Here is a 17,728-nt window from a genome sequence, read left to right as displayed (position 1 = left end):
CATAAAGCCTCCGACCTACTTCGGCCGGCCCAGCCCGGCGTATCGGGGCGCTATCTCCCGGTTTTCCGCGGTCGGCAAGGCGGGGTTCGCCGCCTACTCGGACCGCTCGGTCCCATCCGACCGGTCCGCCCGAGCGGTCCCGTCGGTCCGACCGCTCCCGTCGCTCTCGGTGGTCTCGGCGGGGGACGAGCGACCGGTGTCGGGGCTCCCGGACCGTGCCTTCCGGGACGCCGGGTCGTCACCGTCCGCGAGCGCCTCCCGAACGACCTCCTCGAACGGCGCGAACTGCCGCGAGCCGTCGTCGGCGATGCCCGCGGCGCGCAGGCGGTCGCGGTACTCCTCCGCGCGGAAGCGGTCCGACAGCCGGGCGTTCGCCACGAGCGCGAACAGGAACACCCCCGCGAGCACGAACAGCGCCGAGACGATGGGGATGATGATGTTCGTCTCGTTGCCCGGCGGCGTCGGGAACAGGTCGGTGAACAGCCAGAGGCCGACGGTCCCGAGACCGACGACGAGGAGCGACCCCCCGACGGCCTGGAGCATCCGGTTGCCGAACTCGCCGGTCCCCTCCTCGACCTCTTCGGGCGCCGGGAGTTCGTACTCCGCGGGCGGGTCGGGCACCTCGTACGACTCCATCGAACAGAGCGCGACCGACGGCTTCACGTCCCGGAGCACCGTCCCCTCCCCCTCGACGCTCCCGTCGGCGTACACCGCCGCCCACCCCTCGTCGGAGTAGGCGACGACCGCCTCGGGGTCGTCGAGTCTATCGAGGACGGCGAACACGTCGCGGGACGCGATCCGCGTCCGGAGGTCGGCCTCGACCCGGTCGAGCAGGTCACGACCGGTGATCCACGAGTCGGGGTCGAACGCCGCCTCCCACTCCTCGCCGCTCATCTCCGCCATGTCCGCCGGCCCGAAGTTCTCGAAGTCGTACTCCGCTTCCACCCGCTCGCGGAGCGCCGCCACCTCGTCGTCGGCCGCGGCGTCGGACGGCTCCTCGGAGTCGGACGCGGTGTCCTCGCGGGCGGGCGAGTCGCTCATGGGCGGGGAGTTGGGCCGGCACGACCGTTAGGGTGACGGTCCGGCGCCGTCCGCGCTCGTCCGTTCGCGCCGCGCTCGGATCGGGCCGCTTTAGCGCGGCCGCTCTCTACCCTCGGGGTGATGGTCTCCGACTCGGTCGTCGCAACCGTCGCGGCGGGGGCGGTGGCGGCCAGTTTCCCCTTCTACCTCTACGGCGCGTGGATCATCCTCTCGCGCGAGCAGGACAACGTCACCTGGGACCTGCTGACCCACCACCTCTCGTACATCCTGCCCGGACTGGTGCTCACGACGGTGCCGGTGGCGACGTGGATGGCGCCCCGCCTGTTCGACCAGTTGAACGGGCTGTCGGCGCTACACGCCTTCCTCGGTCTCCAAGCGTACGCGCTGTTGGCGTTCGGACTCACGGGCATCGTCCGCATCTTCCAGGTCAAACGCGAGGCCGACCTCTACGAGGGCGCCGACGGCGAGGTGGACCTGAACGACCTCCACGAGAACATGGGCGCCTGGCGCGGCCGTCTCCGGGTCGGCGTGTTCGGCTACACGCTGTTCTGGCTGCTCGCGTTCCTCGTCGGCGTCTACCGCTACTACCTGCGGTACGTCGCGTGAGTCGACGGAAGCCGAGGTGACGCCGGCTCCCCGACGACACGAGTACGGCGACGCGTCGCGGTGAGTCCGGGTTCTCTTGGCCGCCCGCCACCCCTCGGCTCACCACGCCTCGCCGCTGGCCAGGTCGACGCCGCCGTCGCCGCGTTCGGAGGGACAGACGTCCGCGAGCGTGCAGTCGTCGCAGTCGGGGTTCCGGGCGGTACAGACCGCGCGGCCGTGGCTGATGAGCAGGTGGGTGTACATTCGCCAGTCGTCCTCGGGGACGAGCGGCATCAGGTCCGTCTCGATGGCCTCCGGTCGCGTCTCCTCCGTGATCCCGAGCCGTCGGGAGAGCCGCTGGACGTGGGTGTCGACGACGATGCCCTCGACCACGTCGTGGCCGTGTTGGAGCACGACGTTCGCCGTCTTCCGGCCGACGCCCGGTAGGTCGGTCAGCGCCGACATCGTGTCGGGCACCTCGCCGCCGTGTTCCTCGGCGATGATCCGCCCGGACTCCTTCAGGTAGCCCGCCTTGTTGTTGTGGAAGGTGATGCCGTAGATGTCGTCGGCGAGTTCCGACTCGTCGGCGTTCGCGTAGTCGTCCGCGCTCCGGTACTTCTCGAACAGGTCGGCGGTCACCTGGTTCACCCGCTCGTCGGTACACTGCGCCGAGAGGACGACGGCGACGAGGAGTTCGAGCCGCGTCGAGAACTCCAGCGAGATGTCCGTGTCGGGGTACTCCGCGTACAGCGTATCGAGCACCTCGGCGACCTGCGCCTCGCGCGTGTCGAGCGGCGTTCCCATGCCCGGTGCCAGCGGCGCGGCGCGCTTGAGTGGTCCGATTCGGCGTCCGAGTGGGGGCCGGCGTCCCCGGTGGTTCCCGGGTCGGACGCCCGAACGGTTTAGTCGTCCGCCACGGATCGCGAGCTATGGACCTCCTCGGCACCGACCTCCCCGCCCCGTTCGGCGCCGCCGTCGGGGTGGCGGCGGGGTACGCGCTCGTGCTCGCGGTCGTGACGGCGCTGCTGTTCGGACTGCCGTTCCTGCTGTTCTCGCTGTAGCGGTCGGCGCGCCGTCGGTCCCGTCGCCGCCGCTCGGGGCGTCGAAACGCGAAAACCGGAAACGGAGGGACCGGAGCGCCGTCAGGCGAACGCGAGCGAGTCGTCGGAGCCGGCGTCGTCGGTCGCGCTGATCTTCTCCCACGCCGCCTCGAAGTCGGCCATCCGGACCTCGGTGCGGTCCTCGCGGATGGCGAACATCCCGGCCTCCGTACAGACCGCCTTGATGTCCGCGCCGGAGGCGTCGTCGGCCATCGCCGCGAGCAGGTCGAAGTCGACGTCGTCGGCCACGTTCATGTCGCGGGTGTGGATCTGGAAGATGAGCTCCTTGCCCTCCTCGTTGGGCTTGGGCACCTCGATGAGCCGGTCGAACCGCCCCGGCCGGAGGATGGCGGGGTCGAGCATGTCGAAGCGGTTGGTCGCGGCGATGATCCGTATCTCGCCGCGCTCGTCGAACCCGTCCATCTCCGCGAGCAACTGCATCATCGTCCGCTGGACCTCCGCGTCCCCCGACGTCTTCGAGTCGGTCCGCTTGGAGGCGATGGCGTCTATCTCGTCGATGAAGATGACCGCGGGTTCGTTCTCGCGGGCCACCTCGAACAGGTCGCGGACGAGCTTCGCCCCCTCGCCGATGAACTTGTGGACGAGTTCGGAGCCGGCCATCTTGATGAACGTCGCGTCCGTCTCGTTCGCGACGGCCTTCGCGAGCATCGTCTTCCCGGTGCCGGGCGGCCCGTGGAGCAGAACACCGGAGGGCGGCTGGATGCCGACGTCGGTGAACATCTCGGGGCTGGTCATCGGCATCTCGACGGTCTCGCGCACCTCGTTCATCTGGTCTTTCAGCCCGCCGATGTCGGCGTACGTCACATCGGGCGAGTGTTCGACCTGCATGACGCGGGCGCGGACGTCGGTCTCCTTCTCCAGTTTCTTTACGACCGACAGCGAGTTGTTGACGGCGACCCGGTCGTCCGGCTCCAGGTCGTCGCGCATCTCGTCGGTGACCTCTGTCAGCGCCTCCTGGTTGTTGCCGTGCTGTTTGATGACGATGCCGTCGTCGTTGAGTTCCTGTACCGTGGCCACGAACAGCGGCGACTGCTTCAGCTTCTTGTTCTCGTGGGTGAGCCGCTCGAGCTTCTGTTGGAACTTGTTGTTCTCGGCGTTGGCGTCCAGGAGCTTGTCGCGCATCTCCTCGTTTTGAGATTCGAGAACATCGAGACGCTCCTGAAGGGCCTCGATCTTCTCCTGCTGCGACGCGGCCTCGTCGTCGTACGGGAGGTCCACGTCGTCAACGGTGTCGGTCATCGCCGGTTCTAGGGCGGACGTTAATAAGAGGCTTCGGGTGAGCACAACGCGAGTGCAATACCTCCGAGTAATCAAATTGGATAGCAAGTATTATCCCTCGGTATGTGTACGTCACGGACACAGCCATGAGTACATCCGACCAGGAGACGGCGGCGGGCGGCGACGACGCGGGGGACCGGTGGGAGAGCGTGCGCGACCTCCCCCCGAGCGCGAAGTTGGTCGCCAAGGTGCTGGAGTACGAGGACACCCTGACCCAGAGCCAGTTGACCGAGGAGACGCTGTTGCCCCCCCGGACGGTCAGGTACGCGCTCTCGCGGCTCGAAGACGCGGGCGCCGTCGAGTCGCGCTTCTCCTTCTCCGACGCGCGCAAGCGGCTCTACACGCTCGACCTGTAACTCGGCTTCGATTCGGCCCGTACCGACGACGCGGCGTTCGACCGCCGACGGGGTCGACGCCGCACGGCGGGCCGGGGTTTATCCGGGAGGACGACGCAGTCGGCGCATGACCGCCGAGTCGAACGCGCGAGCGGTGAAGGACGCTCTCCGGACGCTGGTCGACGGGGGAGGCGAACGGGCGGGCGGGGGGGAGACGGCGCGGGTGTCGGCGGCCGCCGACGCGCTCTCGACCGTCGAACGGGCGGCCGCCGTCGCGGACGCCGGCGGCTTCGAGCGGGTGCGGGCCGCCGAGCGCGCGGCGACGCGCCGCGGCGACGACGCGCTCGCGGACCAGTGTCGGGAGGTCCTCGACGTCGTCGACGCCTACCGGCGGGCGGCGAGCGCCGCGGGCCTGGACGCGAGGGGAGGCGGGGGGACCGCGGGCGACGCGGACACCGCGAACGTCGGCGGCGTCGACGCCGGCGGGACGGCCACGGCGGCCGGCAGCGGCGGAAGTATCGACGCGGATACCGCCGACGCGGGGCTTATGTCCGGCGACGCAGTACCCACGCGACACGAATGACTCGGGTCATCCACACCGGCGACACCCACATCGGGTATCGCCAGTACCACTCGCCGGACCGGCGAGCCGACTTCCTCGACGCGTTCGAACGGGTCGTCGCCGACGCCACGGAGGAGGGCGTCGACGCCGTCGTCCACGCGGGCGACCTGTTCCACGACCGCCGCCCGGAGCTCCCCGACCTGCTCGGCACGCTCTCCGCGCTGCGGGAACTCGACGACGCGGGGGTGCCGTTCCTCGCCGTCGTCGGCAACCACGAGTCGGCTCGCGGCGGCCAGTGGCTCGACCTGTTCGAGTCGCTCGGACTCGCCACCCGGCTCGGCTCCGACCCGGTCGTGGTCGGCGAGACGGCGTTCTACGGACTCGACCACGTCCCCGCCTCCCGCCGGGACGGCCTCGACTACGAGTTCACCCCCCACGACGCCGCCCACGCCGCGCTCGTGAGCCACGGCCTGTTCGAGCCGTTCACGCACGGCGAGTGGGACACCGAGCACGTCCTGGAGTCCGCGACCGTCGACTTCGACGCGATGCTGCTCGGCGACAACCACACGGCCGACACCGCGGAGGTGTCCGGCACGTGGGTGACGTACTGCGGGTCGACCGAGCGCGCGTCCGCGAGCGAGCGCGACGGCCGCGGGTACAACCTCGTCACGTTCGGCGGCGACGACGGCGTCGACATCCGCCGGCGCGCGCTCGACACCCGCCCGTTCGTGTTCGTCGACGCGGAACTCGGTCCCGGCGAGGGGGTCGAGCGCGTCCGCGACCGGGTTCGCGAACGCGACGTCGAGGGCGCGGTCGTCGTCGTCGAGGTGACCGGCGAGGGCGACCCGGTCGCGCCCGCGGCGATAGAGGAGTTCGCGGCCGAGCGGGGGGCGCTCATCGCCCGCGTGAAGGACCGCCGGGAGGTGGAGTCCTCCGCGGACGTGTCGGTCGACTTCGCCGACCCCGACGCGGCGGTCCGCGAGCGGGTGAGCGACCTCGGGCTGTCGACCGTCGCGCGCGACGTCGACGACGTGGTCCGCGGCGACGACGCCGACGCGAACGTCCGCGACGAGGTGAAGCGCCGCCTCGACGAGCGGCTGGACGACCCCGACGCGTTCCTCGCCGCGACCGAGCGGGCGTCCGCGACCGACCGCGACGGGACCGACGACGCGGACGACGACACGGCCGAAGACGACACGGACGCCGACGAGGCGACCGACGACGGAACTGCGGACGGCGCGCCGGCCGACGGCGCGGGCGGTGACGCGCCGGTCGCCGACCCGGGCGAGGGCGACGACGCGGACGGCGTCCCCGCGGACGGGACGGCGGACGGGTCCGACGTGGGGGCGGACGCCGACGCGGCGGGGACCGACGCCGCCGACCGGACGGACGACGACACGCAGGCGACGATGGGTGAGTACCGGTGAGGTTCGACCGCCTCCGCCTGCGGAACTTCAAGCCGTACGCCGACACCGACCTCCGGCTCTCGGAGGGCGTGACTGTCATCCACGGGCTGAACGGCAGCGGGAAGTCGTCGCTGCTCGACGCCTGTTTCTTCGCGCTGTACGGCGCCCGCGCGCTCGACGGCACGCTGGCGGACGTGGTGACGAACGGTGCCGACGAGACGGCGGTGACGCTGTGGTTCGGCCACGACGGCGTCTCCTACCGGATCGACCGGGAGGTGAGACGCTACGGCGACCAGGTTCAGACGACGACCTGCACGCTCGAATCCGACGACGGCGAAGTGACCCGGGACGGGGCGACCGCGGTCCGCGGGTTCGTCACCGACCTGCTGCGGATGGACCACGAGGCGTTTCTCAACTGCGCGTACGTCCGGCAGGGCGAGGTGAACAAGCTCATCAACGCCACGCCGGGCGAGCGTCAGGACATGATCGACGACCTGCTCCAACTGGGCGCGCTCGAGGAGTACCGCGAGCGGGCGGGGCGGGCGCGGCTCGGCGTCGAGGACGTGCTGAGCGAGAAGCGGGGCGCGCTGTCGAACCTCGAAGACCAGCTAGAGGAGAAGGAGGGGAAGGATCTCCACGGCCGGCTGAACGACCTCCGGTCGGAGCTGTCGGAACTCGACGACAGCGTCGACAACTACGAGAGCCAGCGCGAGAAGGCGGTGTCGACCCGCGACGACGCGCGCGAGACACTCGACGCCCACGAGGAGAAGCGCGCGGAACTGGAGGAGCTGGCGGCCGACATCGAGGAGTTGGAGGCGACGGTCCGCGAGGCGGAGGCGGACCGCGAGTCGCTGGCCGACGACGTCGCCGACGAGCGCGACCGGCTGACCGACCTCCGGGCGGAGGTGGACGACCGCCTCGACGCGACCGAACTCGACGCGGCCGACCCCGAGGCGGTGGCGGAGCGCCGGGCGGAGTTGGACGACCGCGAGGCGACGCTCCGTGAGCGCCGGGAGGCGGCGGCCGACGACGCGACGGCGTTCGGCGCGCAGGCGGACAACCTGGCGTCGAGCGCGGACGACCTCGACGCGCGGGCGGCGGAGAAGCGCGAGCGGGCCGACGGGCTGGACGACGAGGTGGCGGAGAAGCGTGAGAAACTCGACGAGCGGCGGACGACGCTGGCCGAGGCGGACGACGAGCGCGACGACCTCCGCGCGGAGTTCGACGACGCCCCGGTCGAGGCGGGCGAGGCGGCGGCCTACCGGGCGTCGGTCCGCGACGACCTCGACGCGGTCCGCGAGACGGTCACCGACCTCACCGCCGACCTCTCGACGGCGCGCGCGAGCGTCGAGGAGGCGGAGGAACTGCTCGACGAGGGGAAGTGCCCCGAGTGCGGACAGCCGGTCGACGGCTCCCCGCACGTCGAGACGTTCGACGAGGACCGCGAGCGCGTCGCCGAACTGGAGAGCGAACTCGCCGGGCGACGCGAGCGCGAGTCGGAACTGGAGGCGGAGCTCGACCGCGCCGCGGAGTTGGTCGAGGCGGAGAACCGGCTGTCGGAGCTGTCGTCGACCCGCGAACTCGTCGAGGAACGCATCGAGGCGGCCCGCGACGCGGTCGAGGAGAAGCGCGAGCGCGCCGAGACGCTCCGCGAGGAGGCGGCCGAGCTCGAATCGGAGGCGGCCGACAAGCGCGACATCGCGGCCGACAAGCGCGAGCAGGCCGACGAGGCCCGCGAGCGGGTCGAGGCGGTCGACGAGGAACTCGACGCGGTCGAGGCGGCGCGCGACCGACTCGACGCGGTCGAGGCGGCGCGGGACGCCGTAGCGGAGACCGAGTCCGCGATCGAACGGCTCTCGGAGCGGCGGTCGGAGCTCGCAGACCGGAACGACGAGCGACGGGAGTTCCTCGCGGAGAAGCGGACGCGCCGGGACGAACTCCGCGAGGCGTTCGACGAGGACCGGATCGAGGACGCCCGCGAGCGGCTCTCGACGGCCGAAGACTACATCGACCGGGTCGACGCGGAGCTGGACCGACTCGCCGAGCGGCGCGACGAACTCACCAGCGCCGTCGGCGCCGTCGAGAACGAACTCGACGAGGTGGAGACGCTCCGCGAGCGGCGCGACGACCTCCGCGCGCGCGTCGAGGCGCTCGACTCGGTCCACGAGGAGACCGAGGAGTTGGAGGCGATGTACGGCGACCTCCGCGCGGAACTGCGGCGGCGAAACGTCGAGAGCCTCGAACGGATGCTCAACGAGACGTTCGACCTGGTGTACGGCAACGACGCCTACTCACACATCGAACTCGACGGGGAGTACGAACTCACCGTCTACCAGAAGGACGGCGAACCCCTCGAACCCGAACAGCTGTCGGGCGGCGAGCGCGCGCTGTTCAACCTCAGCCTCCGGTGTGCGATCTACCGCCTGCTCGCGGAGGGCATCGAGGGTGCGGCGCCGACGCCGCCGCTCATCCTCGACGAGCCGACGGTGTTCCTCGACTCCGGGCACGTCTCCCGGCTGGTCGATCTGGTCGAGGAGATGCGCGGGTTCGGCGTCCGTCAGATCGTGATCGTGAGCCACGACGACGAACTCGTCGGCGCCGCCGACGAACTCGTCAGCGTCGAGAAGGACCCCACCTCCAACCGGTCGTCGGCCGAGCGCGCGGAGGGCGCGTCGCTCGCCGACCTGACCGCCGGCGAACCCGCCGACGACTGACCCCCCGGCCGCTCACTCGCGGAACCGGGCGACCGCCTCGCGCGCCGCCTCCGTCGGGCCGTAGCCTCGCTCGCCCGCGACCGTCGCCTCCTCCGCGAGTCCAGCGGCGCGGAACTCCGCGAGCAGGCCGTGGAGGTCCGACTCACAGAGGTCGTACGCGTCGAGGAGCGTCCGGACAGCGAGCGGCCCGCGGTCGACGAGTTCCACGAGCAGCCCCAGCGCGCGGTCGTCGGGGCACGCCAGCACCGCCCGCCTGACGCCGTCGGGGAGACCGCCCGCGGCGGCCGACAGCGGCGACTCGCCCTCGGCTTCGAGTCGGTCGTTCGGGAGGTGTCGCTCCTCGCCGGTCGCGGGGTCGCGGACCAGGCTGGAGTCGGCCGACCGCTTCACGCGGAGGTACCGCCGTCCCTCGTCGTCTCGGACTGGCTGCACGGGAGCGCCGAGGCGGCGCGCGCGAAAAGACGTGTCGGTACCGTCGGTGGTACCGTCGAACGACGAGCCGACGAACCGCGACCCGGTCAGTCCACCTCGGCCGCCCGGGCGTCGTCCGCGTCGGCCGCCTCCTCCGCGGAGTCGGGCGCCTCCGACTCCCCGGCGTCGCGGTCCGCCCGTCCCGCCTCGAACGACCGGTAGGTCTGGTACGTCCGGACGGCCGCGAAGAGGCCGACGAGAACCGCGGCGCCGCCCCACCGCCACTGCCCGCGGAAGCCGAGGAGCATCGCCCCGAGCGAGACGCCGAACAGCGCGACGTTGGCGTAGACGACCGCGGTCACGAACGGACCGCTGACCGTCGAGTCGACCGACGAGGGGTCGGCCAAGCCGTCGGCCGGGTCCGGGACGGACGGACCGTCGACCTCCGGCACGTCGACCTCGGGGACGTCGACCGTGTTCTCGGGGGTCTCGGCGTCCACCGACGCCTCCACCGGATCGGCGGCCGATCCGCTACCCTCCCGGTCCTCGTCGAGCACACCTGCGGGTACGACGATCGGGGTGAAAAGGGTTCCTCGATGGGGCGCTCACCCGGGAGCACCACCGGTCCGTCGACGTGCCGACTTGCCGACGAATCTGCGCGCCCGCCGCTCGCCGGCGTCAGGCGGGGTGACCCGGTCCGCCTCTCGCCTCCCGAACGGGAGCCGTCGGACGAGAACCGGTCGCGACCGTGGGCGGCGACGCGCCGGCCCGGGAACGACGAACGGCGGAGAAGCGAGTCGTCAGGAGATGTCGGTGACGGGCACCGCGCCGTCGGCTTCGACCCACGCGAGGGGGTTCTCCGCGTCGTAGAGAACGACCCGGCCCTCGTCTTCGTACGATTCGACCGTCTCGACGGCCTCGTCGGAGCGCTCGGCGGTGTCCGTCCCGTCCCAGGAGAGATCGGATGGGTGGGTCATGGTAACACGTGGTACCGTATGGCACGATATATGCCTTTCCGTCGGGGCGATGGTCGCCGCCCCGCCGCCGTGGGGCGGCCAGCGGGCGGAAGGGCGGGGTTTTTAGCCGTGAACGGCGAAGCCGTGGCCAATGACTGAGTCGCAGGCCTCCCTCGACGGCTGGGAGGGGGACGCGGCCGACGACGACGGCGCGACCGCCGATCGACCCGAGGCGGAGGCGTCGTACGTCGCCGGCGACGACAGACACGTCGCGGGCGTCGTCGACGCCGAGGAGATGCAGGTGCCCGACGCCACGGGGACGGTGGAGCTGATGGTGACCGCCGTCGACTACACCGTCGAGGGGAGCGGCGCCTCCGAGTACCCCGTCGTCCACGTGTTCGGGCGCACGCGCGACGACGAGGTGGAGCACGTCCGCGTCGTCGGGACGGAGCCGTACTTCTACGTCCCCACCGCGGACGTGGAGGGCCGGGACCTGGTCGAGGAGTACGACGTGGTGCTCGACACCCGCGAGCGGCCGCGCGGCGACGAGGACGCGGAGCCGTTCGGGAGCATCCGGGGGACGCCGGTGACGAAGGTGGTCGCGCGCACGCCGCGGGACGTCGGTCAGATCCGCGACGACTTCGAGCGGACGTACGAGGCGGACATCCTGTTCCCCAACCGGTTCCTGATCGACCACGGCATCACTGCGGGCGTCCGCGTGGAGGAGCGACGCCTCGACGGCGAGGGCGACGGCGACCTGCAGGTGCTGCCCACCCACCTCGAACCCGCGGACGTGAGCGCGTCGCTCCGGGTCAACACGTTCGACATCGAGGTGGACGACCGCAACGGGTTCCCCGAGGACGGCGAGGAGCCGGTGGTCTGTCTCACCGCTCACGACTCCTACCGCGACGAGTACGTCGCCTGGCTGTACGACGCGCCCGACGGCGACGCCGCCGCGCCCGCCGTCCTCGACGGCTACGAGCCGTTCCGCGAGGGACCCGACGTCGCCGTCCGGACGTTCGAGGCGGAGGACGCGATGCTCGACGACTTCGTCGGCTACCTCGGCGAGACGGACCCGGACGTGCTCACGGGGTGGAACTTCGAGGACTTCGACGCGCCGTACCTCCTCGACCGGATGGAGGAACTCGACCCGACCAGCGAGTACGACCTCTCGCCCGACCGTCTGTCGCGGGTCGACGAGACGTGGCGCTCGGGGTGGGGCGGCCCGGACGTGAAGGGCCGCGTCGTCTTCGACCTGCTGTACGCCTACCAGCGGACGCAGTTCACCGAACTGGAGTCGTACCGGCTGGACGCGGTGGGGGAACTCGAACTCGACGCGGGCAAGGAGCGGTACGCGGGCGACATCGGCGACCTCTGGGAGACGGACCCCGAACGACTGCTGGAGTACAACCTCCGCGACGTGGAGATCTGCGTCGAGATCGACCGCAAGCAGGCGGTGGTGGCGTTCTGGGACGACGCGCGCCGGTTCGTCGGCTGTCAACTGGAGGACGCACCCACGCCCGGCGACGCGGTCGACATGTACGTCCTCCACAACGCGTACGGGCAGTTCGTCCTGCCGACGAAGGGCCAACAGGAGGGCGAGGAGTTCGAGGGCGGCGCCGTCTTCGAACCGATCACGGGCGTCGAGGAGAACGTCTCGGTGCTCGACCTCAAGTCGCTGTACCCGATGTGTATGGTGACGATCAACGCCTCCCCCGAGACGATCGTCGACGACCCCGAGGCGTACGACGGGGAGACGTACCGCGCGCCCAACGGCACCCGCTTCCGGAAGGAGCCCGACGGGATGATGCGCGAGATGGTGGACGAACTGCTGACCGAGCGCGAGCGGCTGAAGGGCGCGCGCGACGAACACGCCCCCGACTCGGACGCCTACGAGCAGTACGACCGCCAGCAGGCGTCGGTGAAGGTGATCATGAACTCGCTGTACGGCGTCTCCGGCTGGGACCGCTTCCGGCTGTACGACAAGGAGAACGCCGCCGCGATCACCGCGATGGGGCGGCGCGTGATCGAGTTCACCGAGGAGGCCGCCGCCGAGATCGACCACGAAGTGACGTACGGGGATACCGACAGCGTCATGCTCGCGCTCGGACCCGATATCTCGAAGGCGGACGCCATCGAGCAGTCGTTCGCCATCGAGGAGCACATCAACGGCCGGTACGACGACTTCGCGTGCGAGGAACTCGACGCCCACGAGCACCGCTTCCAGATCGAGTTCGAGAAGCTGTACCGACGGTTCTTCCAAGCAGGCAAGAAGAAGCGCTACGCCGGTCACATCATCTGGAAGGAGGGGAAAGACGTCGACGACATCGACATCACCGGCTTCGAGTACAAGCGCTCGGACATCGCGGCGGTCACCAAACGGGTCCAACGCGAGGTGATCGAGATGATCGTCACCGGGGAGGACACCGACCGTGTCAAGGAGTACGTCCACGACGAGATCGAACGGTTCACCGGCGGCGACGTCGGCCTCGACGAGATCGGGATCCCCGGCGGCATCGGCAAGCGACTGGATAGCTACGACACCGACACCGCGCAGGTCCGCGGCGCGAAGTACGCCAACCTCCTGTTGGGGACGAACTTCCAGCGGGGGTCGAAGCCGAAGCGGCTCTACCTCTCGAAGGTCCACCCGGACTTCTTCGACCGGATGGAGACCGACGAGGGGTTCGACCCCCAGACGGACCCGTTGTACGGCGAGTTCAAGCGCGACCCCGACGTGATCTGCTTCGAGTACGCCGACGAGGTGCCCGAGGAGTTCGAGGTGGACTGGGACAAGATGCTCGACAAGACGCTGAAGGGACCGATCGCCCGCGTCATCGAGGCGCTCGACATCTCGTGGGACGAGGTCAAGACCGGCCAAGAGCAGACCGGCCTCGGCAGCTTCATGTAATCCGCGACCGAGTTTTCGATCCCGGAAGAATATTTCGTGAGACCCGACCGCACGGGGGCCGGATGCGAAACCATTAACCGCGAAACTGCCCTCCGTTCGACCACGAGGAGATTCACGACAATGGCAACACTGGAACTCAGCGGCCTCGAAGCGCGGGTCGCAGAGACGGGCGAGGAGATCCTGCGGGGCGTGGACTTGGAAGTCAACAGCGGTGAGATCCACGCACTGATGGGTCCGAACGGGTCGGGGAAGTCGACGACCGCGAAGGTGATCGCGGGCCACCCGGCGTACGAGGTGACGAGCGGGGAGGTCCTGCTCCACCTCGACGACGAGGATCTGGCGGACATCGACGCGGACCTCGACGACGACGACTACAGCTGGGACCTGCTCGACTTGGAACCGAACGAGCGCGCGGCGCTCGGCATCTTCCTCGCGTTCCAGTACCCCGCCGAGATCGAGGGCGTCACGATGACCAACTTCCTCCGGCAGGCGCTCAACGCCAAACTCGAAGAGCGCGAGGAACTGTTCGAAGACGACGAGGACGACGAGACGGAAGGAGAGGAGGAGGACGCCGGCTACGACACGTCGCCGATGGAGGGTAACATCGACGAGGGCGACGTCGGCGTCGCCGAGTTCCAGCAGCTACTGAAGGAGAAGATGGAACTGCTCGACATGGACGAGGAGTTCGCCTCGCGATATCTCAACGCGGGCTTCTCGGGCGGCGAGAAGAAGCAGAACGAGGTGCTCCAGGCCGCGATCCTCGAGCCGTCGATCGCGGTGCTCGACGAGATCGACTCCGGGCTGGACATCGACCGCCTCCAGGACGTCTCGAAGGGGATCAACCGCCTCCGCGACGAGCAGGGGACGGGCATCCTCCAGATCACCCACTACCAGCGCATCCTCGAGTACGTCGAACCCGACCGCGTCCACGTCATGCTCGACGGCGAGATCGCCAAGAGCGGCGGTGCCGAACTCGCAGAGCAGTTGGAGGACGAGGGGTACGACTGGGTGCGCGAGGAAGCGTACGGGACAGCCTGATAAGGACAGAGCGGCAAGCTACACGAGATCAACCAATGAGTTCCGATCAAGACCACCTCAAAGAGACCGACACCGAGGACCGCTTCGACTTCAAGAAGGACGAGAAGTCGGCGTTCCGCTCGGAGAAGGGACTGACCGAGGAGACGGTTCGCGCCATCTCCGAGGACAAGGACGAACCGGAGTGGATGCTCGAGCGCCGCCTCCGCGCGCTCGAACAGTACCACGCGATGCCGATGCCGACCGACTGGCCGGGGCAGCCCGACCTCAGCGAGGTCGACATCGACGAGATCGTCCCGTACATCCGGCCGGACGTCGAGACCCGCGGCGGCGTCGACGACTGGACCGAACTCCCCGACGACATCAAGGACACCTTCGACAAACTCGGCATCCCGGAGGCCGAGAAGAACGCGCTCTCCGGCGTCGGCGCGCAGTACGAGTCGGAGGTCGTCTACCAGAACATGCAGGAGCGGTGGGAGGAGAAGGGCGTCGTCTTCTGTAACATGGACGAGGCCGTCCAGGAGCACGAGGAGCTCGTCAAAGAGCACTTCATGACGACCTGTGTCCCCCCGAGCGACAACAAGTTCGCCGCGCTCCACGGCGCGATCTGGTCGGGCGGGTCGTTCGTGTACGTCCCCGAGGACGTGACCGTGGAGATGCCGGTCCAGGCGTACTTCCGGATGAACTCCGAGGGGATGGGCCAGTTCGAGCACACGCTCATCATCGCCGAGGAGGGGAGCGAGGTCCACTACATCGAGGGCTGTTCCGCCCCGAAGTACTCCGCGTTCAACCTCCACTCGGGCGGCGTCGAGGTGTTCGTCGGCGACGACGCGCACGTCCAGTACTCGACGGTCCAGAACTGGTCGAAGAACACGTACAACCTCAACACCAAGCGCGCGCTCGTCGAGAAGGGCGGCCGCATGGAGTGGATCTCGGGGTCGATGGGGTCGAAGGCGACGATGCTGTACCCCTCGACCATCCTGAAGGGCCGCGGCGCCTCCGACAACCACATCACGATCGCGTTCGCCGGCGAGGGGCAGGACATCGACACCGGCGCGAAGGTGTACCACAACGCCCCGAACACGAAGTCGACGATCGAGTCGAAGTCGATCAGCAAGGACGGCGGGCGGACCAACTACCGCGGCCTGGTCCACATCGCCGACGGCGCGACCAACTCCTCCACCTCGGTGGAGTGTGACGCGCTGATGTTCGACAACGAGTCCACCTCCGACACGATGCCGTACATGGAGATCAACGAGTCGACGGTGGACGTCGCCCACGAGGCGACCGTCGGGAAGATCGGCGACGAGGACGTGTTCTACCTCCAGTCGCGGGGGCTCGACGACGACGACGCCAAGCAGATGATCGTCTCCGGGTTCATCGAGCCGATCACGGAGGAGCTCCCGATCGAGTACGCGGTCGAACTGAACCGCCTCGTCGAACTGGAGATGGAGGGCTCGCTCGGGTAGATGAGCACGCAGGTACCACTCAGCCTCTCGGAGGACACGATCCACACCATCTCCGAGGAGCGCGAGGAGCCGGAGTGGCTCCTCGAACGCCGGCTGTCGGCGTTCCGCGCGCTCGAAGACCTGGAGATGCCCGACGTGATCGAGACGCCGGGCCGGCGGTGGACCAACCTCGAGGACCTCGACTTCGAGACGCTGGTCGACCCGCTGACCCAGGAGGACGAGACCGAACGCGTCGTCCCCGACGCCGAGGGGGTCGAGGTGCTCCCGTTCACGGAGGCGCTCGCCGAGTACGGCGACCTGCTGGAGGAGCGGTTCGGCTCGGTCACCGACCCCGAGACGAACTACCTGACGGCGCTGTCGACGGCGCTGTTCACCACGGGGACGTTCGTCTACGTCCCGGAGGGCGTCGACGCCGAGGACGTGAAGGTCCGCGCGGAGATCAACTCCCGGTCGCTGTTCAGCCACACGCTGGTCGTGACCGAGGAGAACGCCTCGGTGACGATCCTCGAACGGATCGACACGGGCGCCGGTCTCTCCGAGACCCCCCGCGAGGCGGGCGAGAGCGCCGACCAGGACCTGGGGACCGAGCGCTACTTCAGCAACCTCGTTGAGGTCGACGCCGGCGAGAACTCGTACGTCCAGTACGGCTCCCTGCAGAACCTCGACGAGGAGTCGTACACGTACACGCTGAAGCGCGGCGACGCCGACACCTACTCGACGATCAACTGGGTCGAGGGGAACCTCGGCTCGCGGCTCACCCGCTCGGACATCGAGACGGAACTGAACGGCGACTCCTCGGAGACGAAGATCGTCGGCGCGTTCTTCGGCCACAACGACCAGCACTTCGACGTGAACGCGCGGGTGTGGCACAACGCCGAACACACCACCGCCGACCTCGTCACGCGGGGGGTCCTCGACGACCACGCCCGCTCCGTCTACGAGGGCGTCCAGGACGTCGGCCGCGAGGCGTGGGACACCTCCAGCTACCAGCGCGAGAACACCCTGATGTTGAGCGACGAGTCGGAGGCCGACGCCTCCCCGAAGCTGATCATCAACAACCACGACACCGAGGCGTCCCACTCGGCGACCGTGGGGCAGGTCGACCGGGAGGACCTCTTCTACATGACCTCCCGAACCATCCCCGAGCGCACCGCGCGCAACATGCTCGTCGAGGGGTTCTTCGTCCCCGTCCTCGAGGAGGTCGAAGTCGACGAACTCCGCGAGGACATCAGCGACCTGATCACCCGACGGCTCCACTGAACGGCCGCCCGGTCACCTCTCTCTCGACGTTCTTCCCGTCTTCCGGCTTCCCCTCCCACGTTCTCGCCGTCGCTCGCCGTCGAGCCGACTCCGGCGAGCGGTGCGCTCATACGTCGTAGCGACCGATATCCGGCGTGGATCTCCACTCGCTCCCCGCGGCCGTTCGACGACACCCCTCGGCGACGTTCGGCGTCGTCGGCGGGCTGTTCGCGCTCGCGTACCTGCTCGCGGCGTCCGACGGGCCGGTCGACGACCGTCTCCCGGTCGGACCCGAGGCGTTCCTCGTCGTCGGGGGGTTCCTCGGTGGCGCGCTCGTCTCGTGGGCGCTCTGGGGACGACTCGGCGCGGCCGACTCCCCGCGCAGGGGGGCGGCCGCGGGCGCGCTGGTGGGCCTACTGGCGCTGCCGGTCCCGTTCTACCTCCTCGAACTCGGGGTGATCGCGTTCGAGGGCTCCCTGTTCGACCCGGGGCCGGGGTCGTCGCCGCTCGCGCGGGCGGCCGAACACCTGTTCCTGCTGGTCGGGACGCCGCTCCTGCTCGGGGCGTTCGGACTCGTCGTGACCTGCGGCGGGACGGTGGTCGCCGGGGCCGCCGCGGGCTACCTGCTCGCGCGCCGGTGAGCGGCGGGCGACCGGCGGGCGACGGGC

The 17,728-nt window shown here is 69.6% G+C and carries 17 protein-coding genes; 11 read left to right on the top strand and 6 right to left on the bottom strand.

The genetic code is table 11. The features are described 5' to 3' along the window. Positions 1 to 93: 93 nt before the first annotated feature. Positions 94 to 1,041, bottom strand: a complete 948-nt coding sequence (locus tag K933_RS09620; RefSeq protein WP_023394537.1) for a DUF7319 domain-containing protein — start codon at positions 1,039 to 1,041, stop codon at positions 94 to 96. 120 nt (positions 1,042 to 1,161) lie between these two features. Between K933_RS09620 and K933_RS09615 the strand changes: the two genes are divergently transcribed. Next, complete coding sequence (locus tag K933_RS09615; protein WP_023394536.1) at positions 1,162 to 1,647, top strand: DUF7321 family protein; 486 nt, start codon at positions 1,162 to 1,164, stop codon at positions 1,645 to 1,647. A gap of 99 nt (positions 1,648 to 1,746) precedes the next feature. Here K933_RS09615 and nth read toward each other — a convergent pair whose 3' ends face one another. Beyond that, on the bottom strand, positions 1,747 to 2,430 hold the full coding sequence (nth, locus tag K933_RS09610; RefSeq protein WP_023394535.1) for an endonuclease III: 684 nt from the start codon (positions 2,428 to 2,430) through the stop codon (positions 1,747 to 1,749). A 125-nt stretch (positions 2,431 to 2,555) separates the two neighbouring features. Here nth and K933_RS19235 point away from each other — a divergent pair, with 125 nt between their 5' ends. Next, positions 2,556 to 2,687, top strand: coding sequence for a hypothetical protein (locus K933_RS19235; RefSeq protein WP_268744625.1), 132 nt, complete (start codon positions 2,556 to 2,558; stop codon positions 2,685 to 2,687). 81 nt (positions 2,688 to 2,768) lie between these two features. Here K933_RS19235 and pan1 read toward each other — a convergent pair whose 3' ends face one another. Next, on the bottom strand, positions 2,769 to 3,986 hold the full coding sequence (gene pan1, locus K933_RS09605) for a proteasome-activating nucleotidase Pan1 (RefSeq protein WP_023394534.1): 1,218 nt from the start codon (positions 3,984 to 3,986) through the stop codon (positions 2,769 to 2,771). A gap of 125 nt (positions 3,987 to 4,111) precedes the next feature. Between pan1 and K933_RS09600 the strand changes: the two genes are divergently transcribed. From K933_RS09600 to rad50, 4 genes are all read left to right on the top strand, one after another. Then, positions 4,112 to 4,381 carry a MarR family transcriptional regulator gene (locus tag K933_RS09600; protein WP_023394533.1) on the top strand — a complete coding sequence of 90 codons (270 nt, stop codon included), beginning with the start codon at positions 4,112 to 4,114 and terminating at the stop codon, positions 4,379 to 4,381. 106 nt (positions 4,382 to 4,487) lie between these two features. Then, the gene (locus K933_RS09595; RefSeq protein ID WP_023394532.1) at positions 4,488 to 4,943 is read left to right on the top strand and encodes a hypothetical protein; all 456 of its coding nucleotides are present in this window, start codon (positions 4,488 to 4,490) and stop codon (positions 4,941 to 4,943) included. Then, positions 4,940 to 6,349 carry a DNA double-strand break repair protein Mre11 gene (mre11, locus tag K933_RS09590; RefSeq protein ID WP_023394531.1) on the top strand — a complete coding sequence of 470 codons (1,410 nt, stop codon included), beginning with the start codon at positions 4,940 to 4,942 and terminating at the stop codon, positions 6,347 to 6,349. The genes K933_RS09595 and mre11 overlap by 4 nt, the downstream gene beginning before the upstream one ends. Continuing rightward, a complete protein-coding gene (gene rad50 / locus K933_RS09585) occupies positions 6,346 to 9,042 on the top strand; it encodes a DNA double-strand break repair ATPase Rad50 (protein WP_023394530.1) in 2,697 nt (898 codons plus the stop codon). The genes mre11 and rad50 overlap by 4 nt, the downstream gene beginning before the upstream one ends. Positions 9,043 to 9,054: 12 nt before the next feature. Here rad50 and K933_RS09580 read toward each other — a convergent pair whose 3' ends face one another. The 3 genes from K933_RS09580 to K933_RS18720 all read right to left on the bottom strand — a co-directional run bounded on the left by K933_RS09580 (position 9,055) and on the right by K933_RS18720 (position 10,430). Then, the gene (locus K933_RS09580; RefSeq protein ID WP_049947746.1) at positions 9,055 to 9,474 is read right to left on the bottom strand and encodes a DUF7346 family protein; all 420 of its coding nucleotides are present in this window, start codon (positions 9,472 to 9,474) and stop codon (positions 9,055 to 9,057) included. An 86-nt stretch (positions 9,475 to 9,560) separates the two neighbouring features. After that, positions 9,561 to 10,010 carry a DUF7322 domain-containing protein gene (locus K933_RS09575; RefSeq protein ID WP_023394528.1) on the bottom strand — a complete coding sequence of 150 codons (450 nt, stop codon included), beginning with the start codon at positions 10,008 to 10,010 and terminating at the stop codon, positions 9,561 to 9,563. 243 nt (positions 10,011 to 10,253) lie between these two features. After that, positions 10,254 to 10,430 carry a DUF7331 family protein gene (locus tag K933_RS18720; RefSeq protein WP_023394527.1) on the bottom strand — a complete coding sequence of 59 codons (177 nt, stop codon included), beginning with the start codon at positions 10,428 to 10,430 and terminating at the stop codon, positions 10,254 to 10,256. Between the two features lie 130 nt (positions 10,431 to 10,560). Here K933_RS18720 and K933_RS09570 point away from each other — a divergent pair, with 130 nt between their 5' ends. The 5 genes from K933_RS09570 to K933_RS09550 all read left to right on the top strand — a co-directional run bounded on the left by K933_RS09570 (position 10,561) and on the right by K933_RS09550 (position 17,701). Then, a complete protein-coding gene (locus tag K933_RS09570; RefSeq protein ID WP_023394526.1) occupies positions 10,561 to 13,317 on the top strand; it encodes a DNA-directed DNA polymerase in 2,757 nt (918 codons plus the stop codon). A gap of 120 nt (positions 13,318 to 13,437) precedes the next feature. Further along, entirely contained in the window at positions 13,438 to 14,355 is a 918-nt protein-coding gene (locus tag K933_RS09565; protein WP_023394525.1) for an ABC transporter ATP-binding protein, read from the top strand. Between the two features lie 35 nt (positions 14,356 to 14,390). Then, the gene (sufB, locus tag K933_RS09560) at positions 14,391 to 15,821 is read left to right on the top strand and encodes a Fe-S cluster assembly protein SufB (protein WP_023394524.1); all 1,431 of its coding nucleotides are present in this window, start codon (positions 14,391 to 14,393) and stop codon (positions 15,819 to 15,821) included. Continuing rightward, on the top strand, positions 15,822 to 17,081 hold the full coding sequence (sufD, locus tag K933_RS09555) for a Fe-S cluster assembly protein SufD (RefSeq protein ID WP_023394523.1): 1,260 nt from the start codon (positions 15,822 to 15,824) through the stop codon (positions 17,079 to 17,081). 134 nt (positions 17,082 to 17,215) lie between these two features. Continuing rightward, positions 17,216 to 17,701, top strand: a complete 486-nt coding sequence (locus K933_RS09550) for a hypothetical protein (RefSeq protein WP_023394522.1) — start codon at positions 17,216 to 17,218, stop codon at positions 17,699 to 17,701. The last annotated feature ends 27 nt before the right edge of the window (positions 17,702 to 17,728 follow it).

Source organism: Candidatus Halobonum tyrrellensis G22 (genome assembly GCF_000495475.1).
Classification (GTDB): domain Archaea; phylum Halobacteriota; class Halobacteria; order Halobacteriales; family Haloferacaceae; genus Halobonum; species Halobonum tyrrellense.
This window is presented reverse-complemented; position numbering and strand designations above follow the sequence as displayed.

Bases quoted from the DNA above. Each gene is read 5' to 3' on its own strand.
- sufD (WP_023394523.1), top strand. From the start codon at position 15,822: ATGAGCACGCAGGTACCACTCAGCCTCTCGGAGGACACGATCCACACC.
- K933_RS18720 (WP_023394527.1), bottom strand. From the start codon at position 10,430: ATGACCCACCCATCCGATCTCTCCTGGGACGGGACGGACACCGCCGAG.
- pan1 (WP_023394534.1), bottom strand. From the start codon at position 3,986: ATGACCGACACCGTTGACGACGTGGACCTCCCGTACGACGACGAGGCC.
- K933_RS09595 (WP_023394532.1), top strand. From the start codon at position 4,488: ATGACCGCCGAGTCGAACGCGCGAGCGGTGAAGGACGCTCTCCGGACG.
- K933_RS09620 (WP_023394537.1), bottom strand. From the start codon at position 1,041: ATGAGCGACTCGCCCGCCCGCGAGGACACCGCGTCCGACTCCGAGGAG.
- K933_RS09615 (WP_023394536.1), top strand. From the start codon at position 1,162: ATGGTCTCCGACTCGGTCGTCGCAACCGTCGCGGCGGGGGCGGTGGCG.
- mre11 (WP_023394531.1), top strand. From the start codon at position 4,940: ATGACTCGGGTCATCCACACCGGCGACACCCACATCGGGTATCGCCAG.
- K933_RS09565 (WP_023394525.1), top strand. From the start codon at position 13,438: ATGGCAACACTGGAACTCAGCGGCCTCGAAGCGCGGGTCGCAGAGACG.
- sufB (WP_023394524.1), top strand. From the start codon at position 14,391: ATGAGTTCCGATCAAGACCACCTCAAAGAGACCGACACCGAGGACCGC.
- K933_RS09570 (WP_023394526.1), top strand. From the start codon at position 10,561: ATGACTGAGTCGCAGGCCTCCCTCGACGGCTGGGAGGGGGACGCGGCC.
- K933_RS19235 (WP_268744625.1), top strand. From the start codon at position 2,556: ATGGACCTCCTCGGCACCGACCTCCCCGCCCCGTTCGGCGCCGCCGTC.
- K933_RS09600 (WP_023394533.1), top strand. From the start codon at position 4,112: ATGAGTACATCCGACCAGGAGACGGCGGCGGGCGGCGACGACGCGGGG.
- nth (WP_023394535.1), bottom strand. From the start codon at position 2,430: ATGGGAACGCCGCTCGACACGCGCGAGGCGCAGGTCGCCGAGGTGCTC.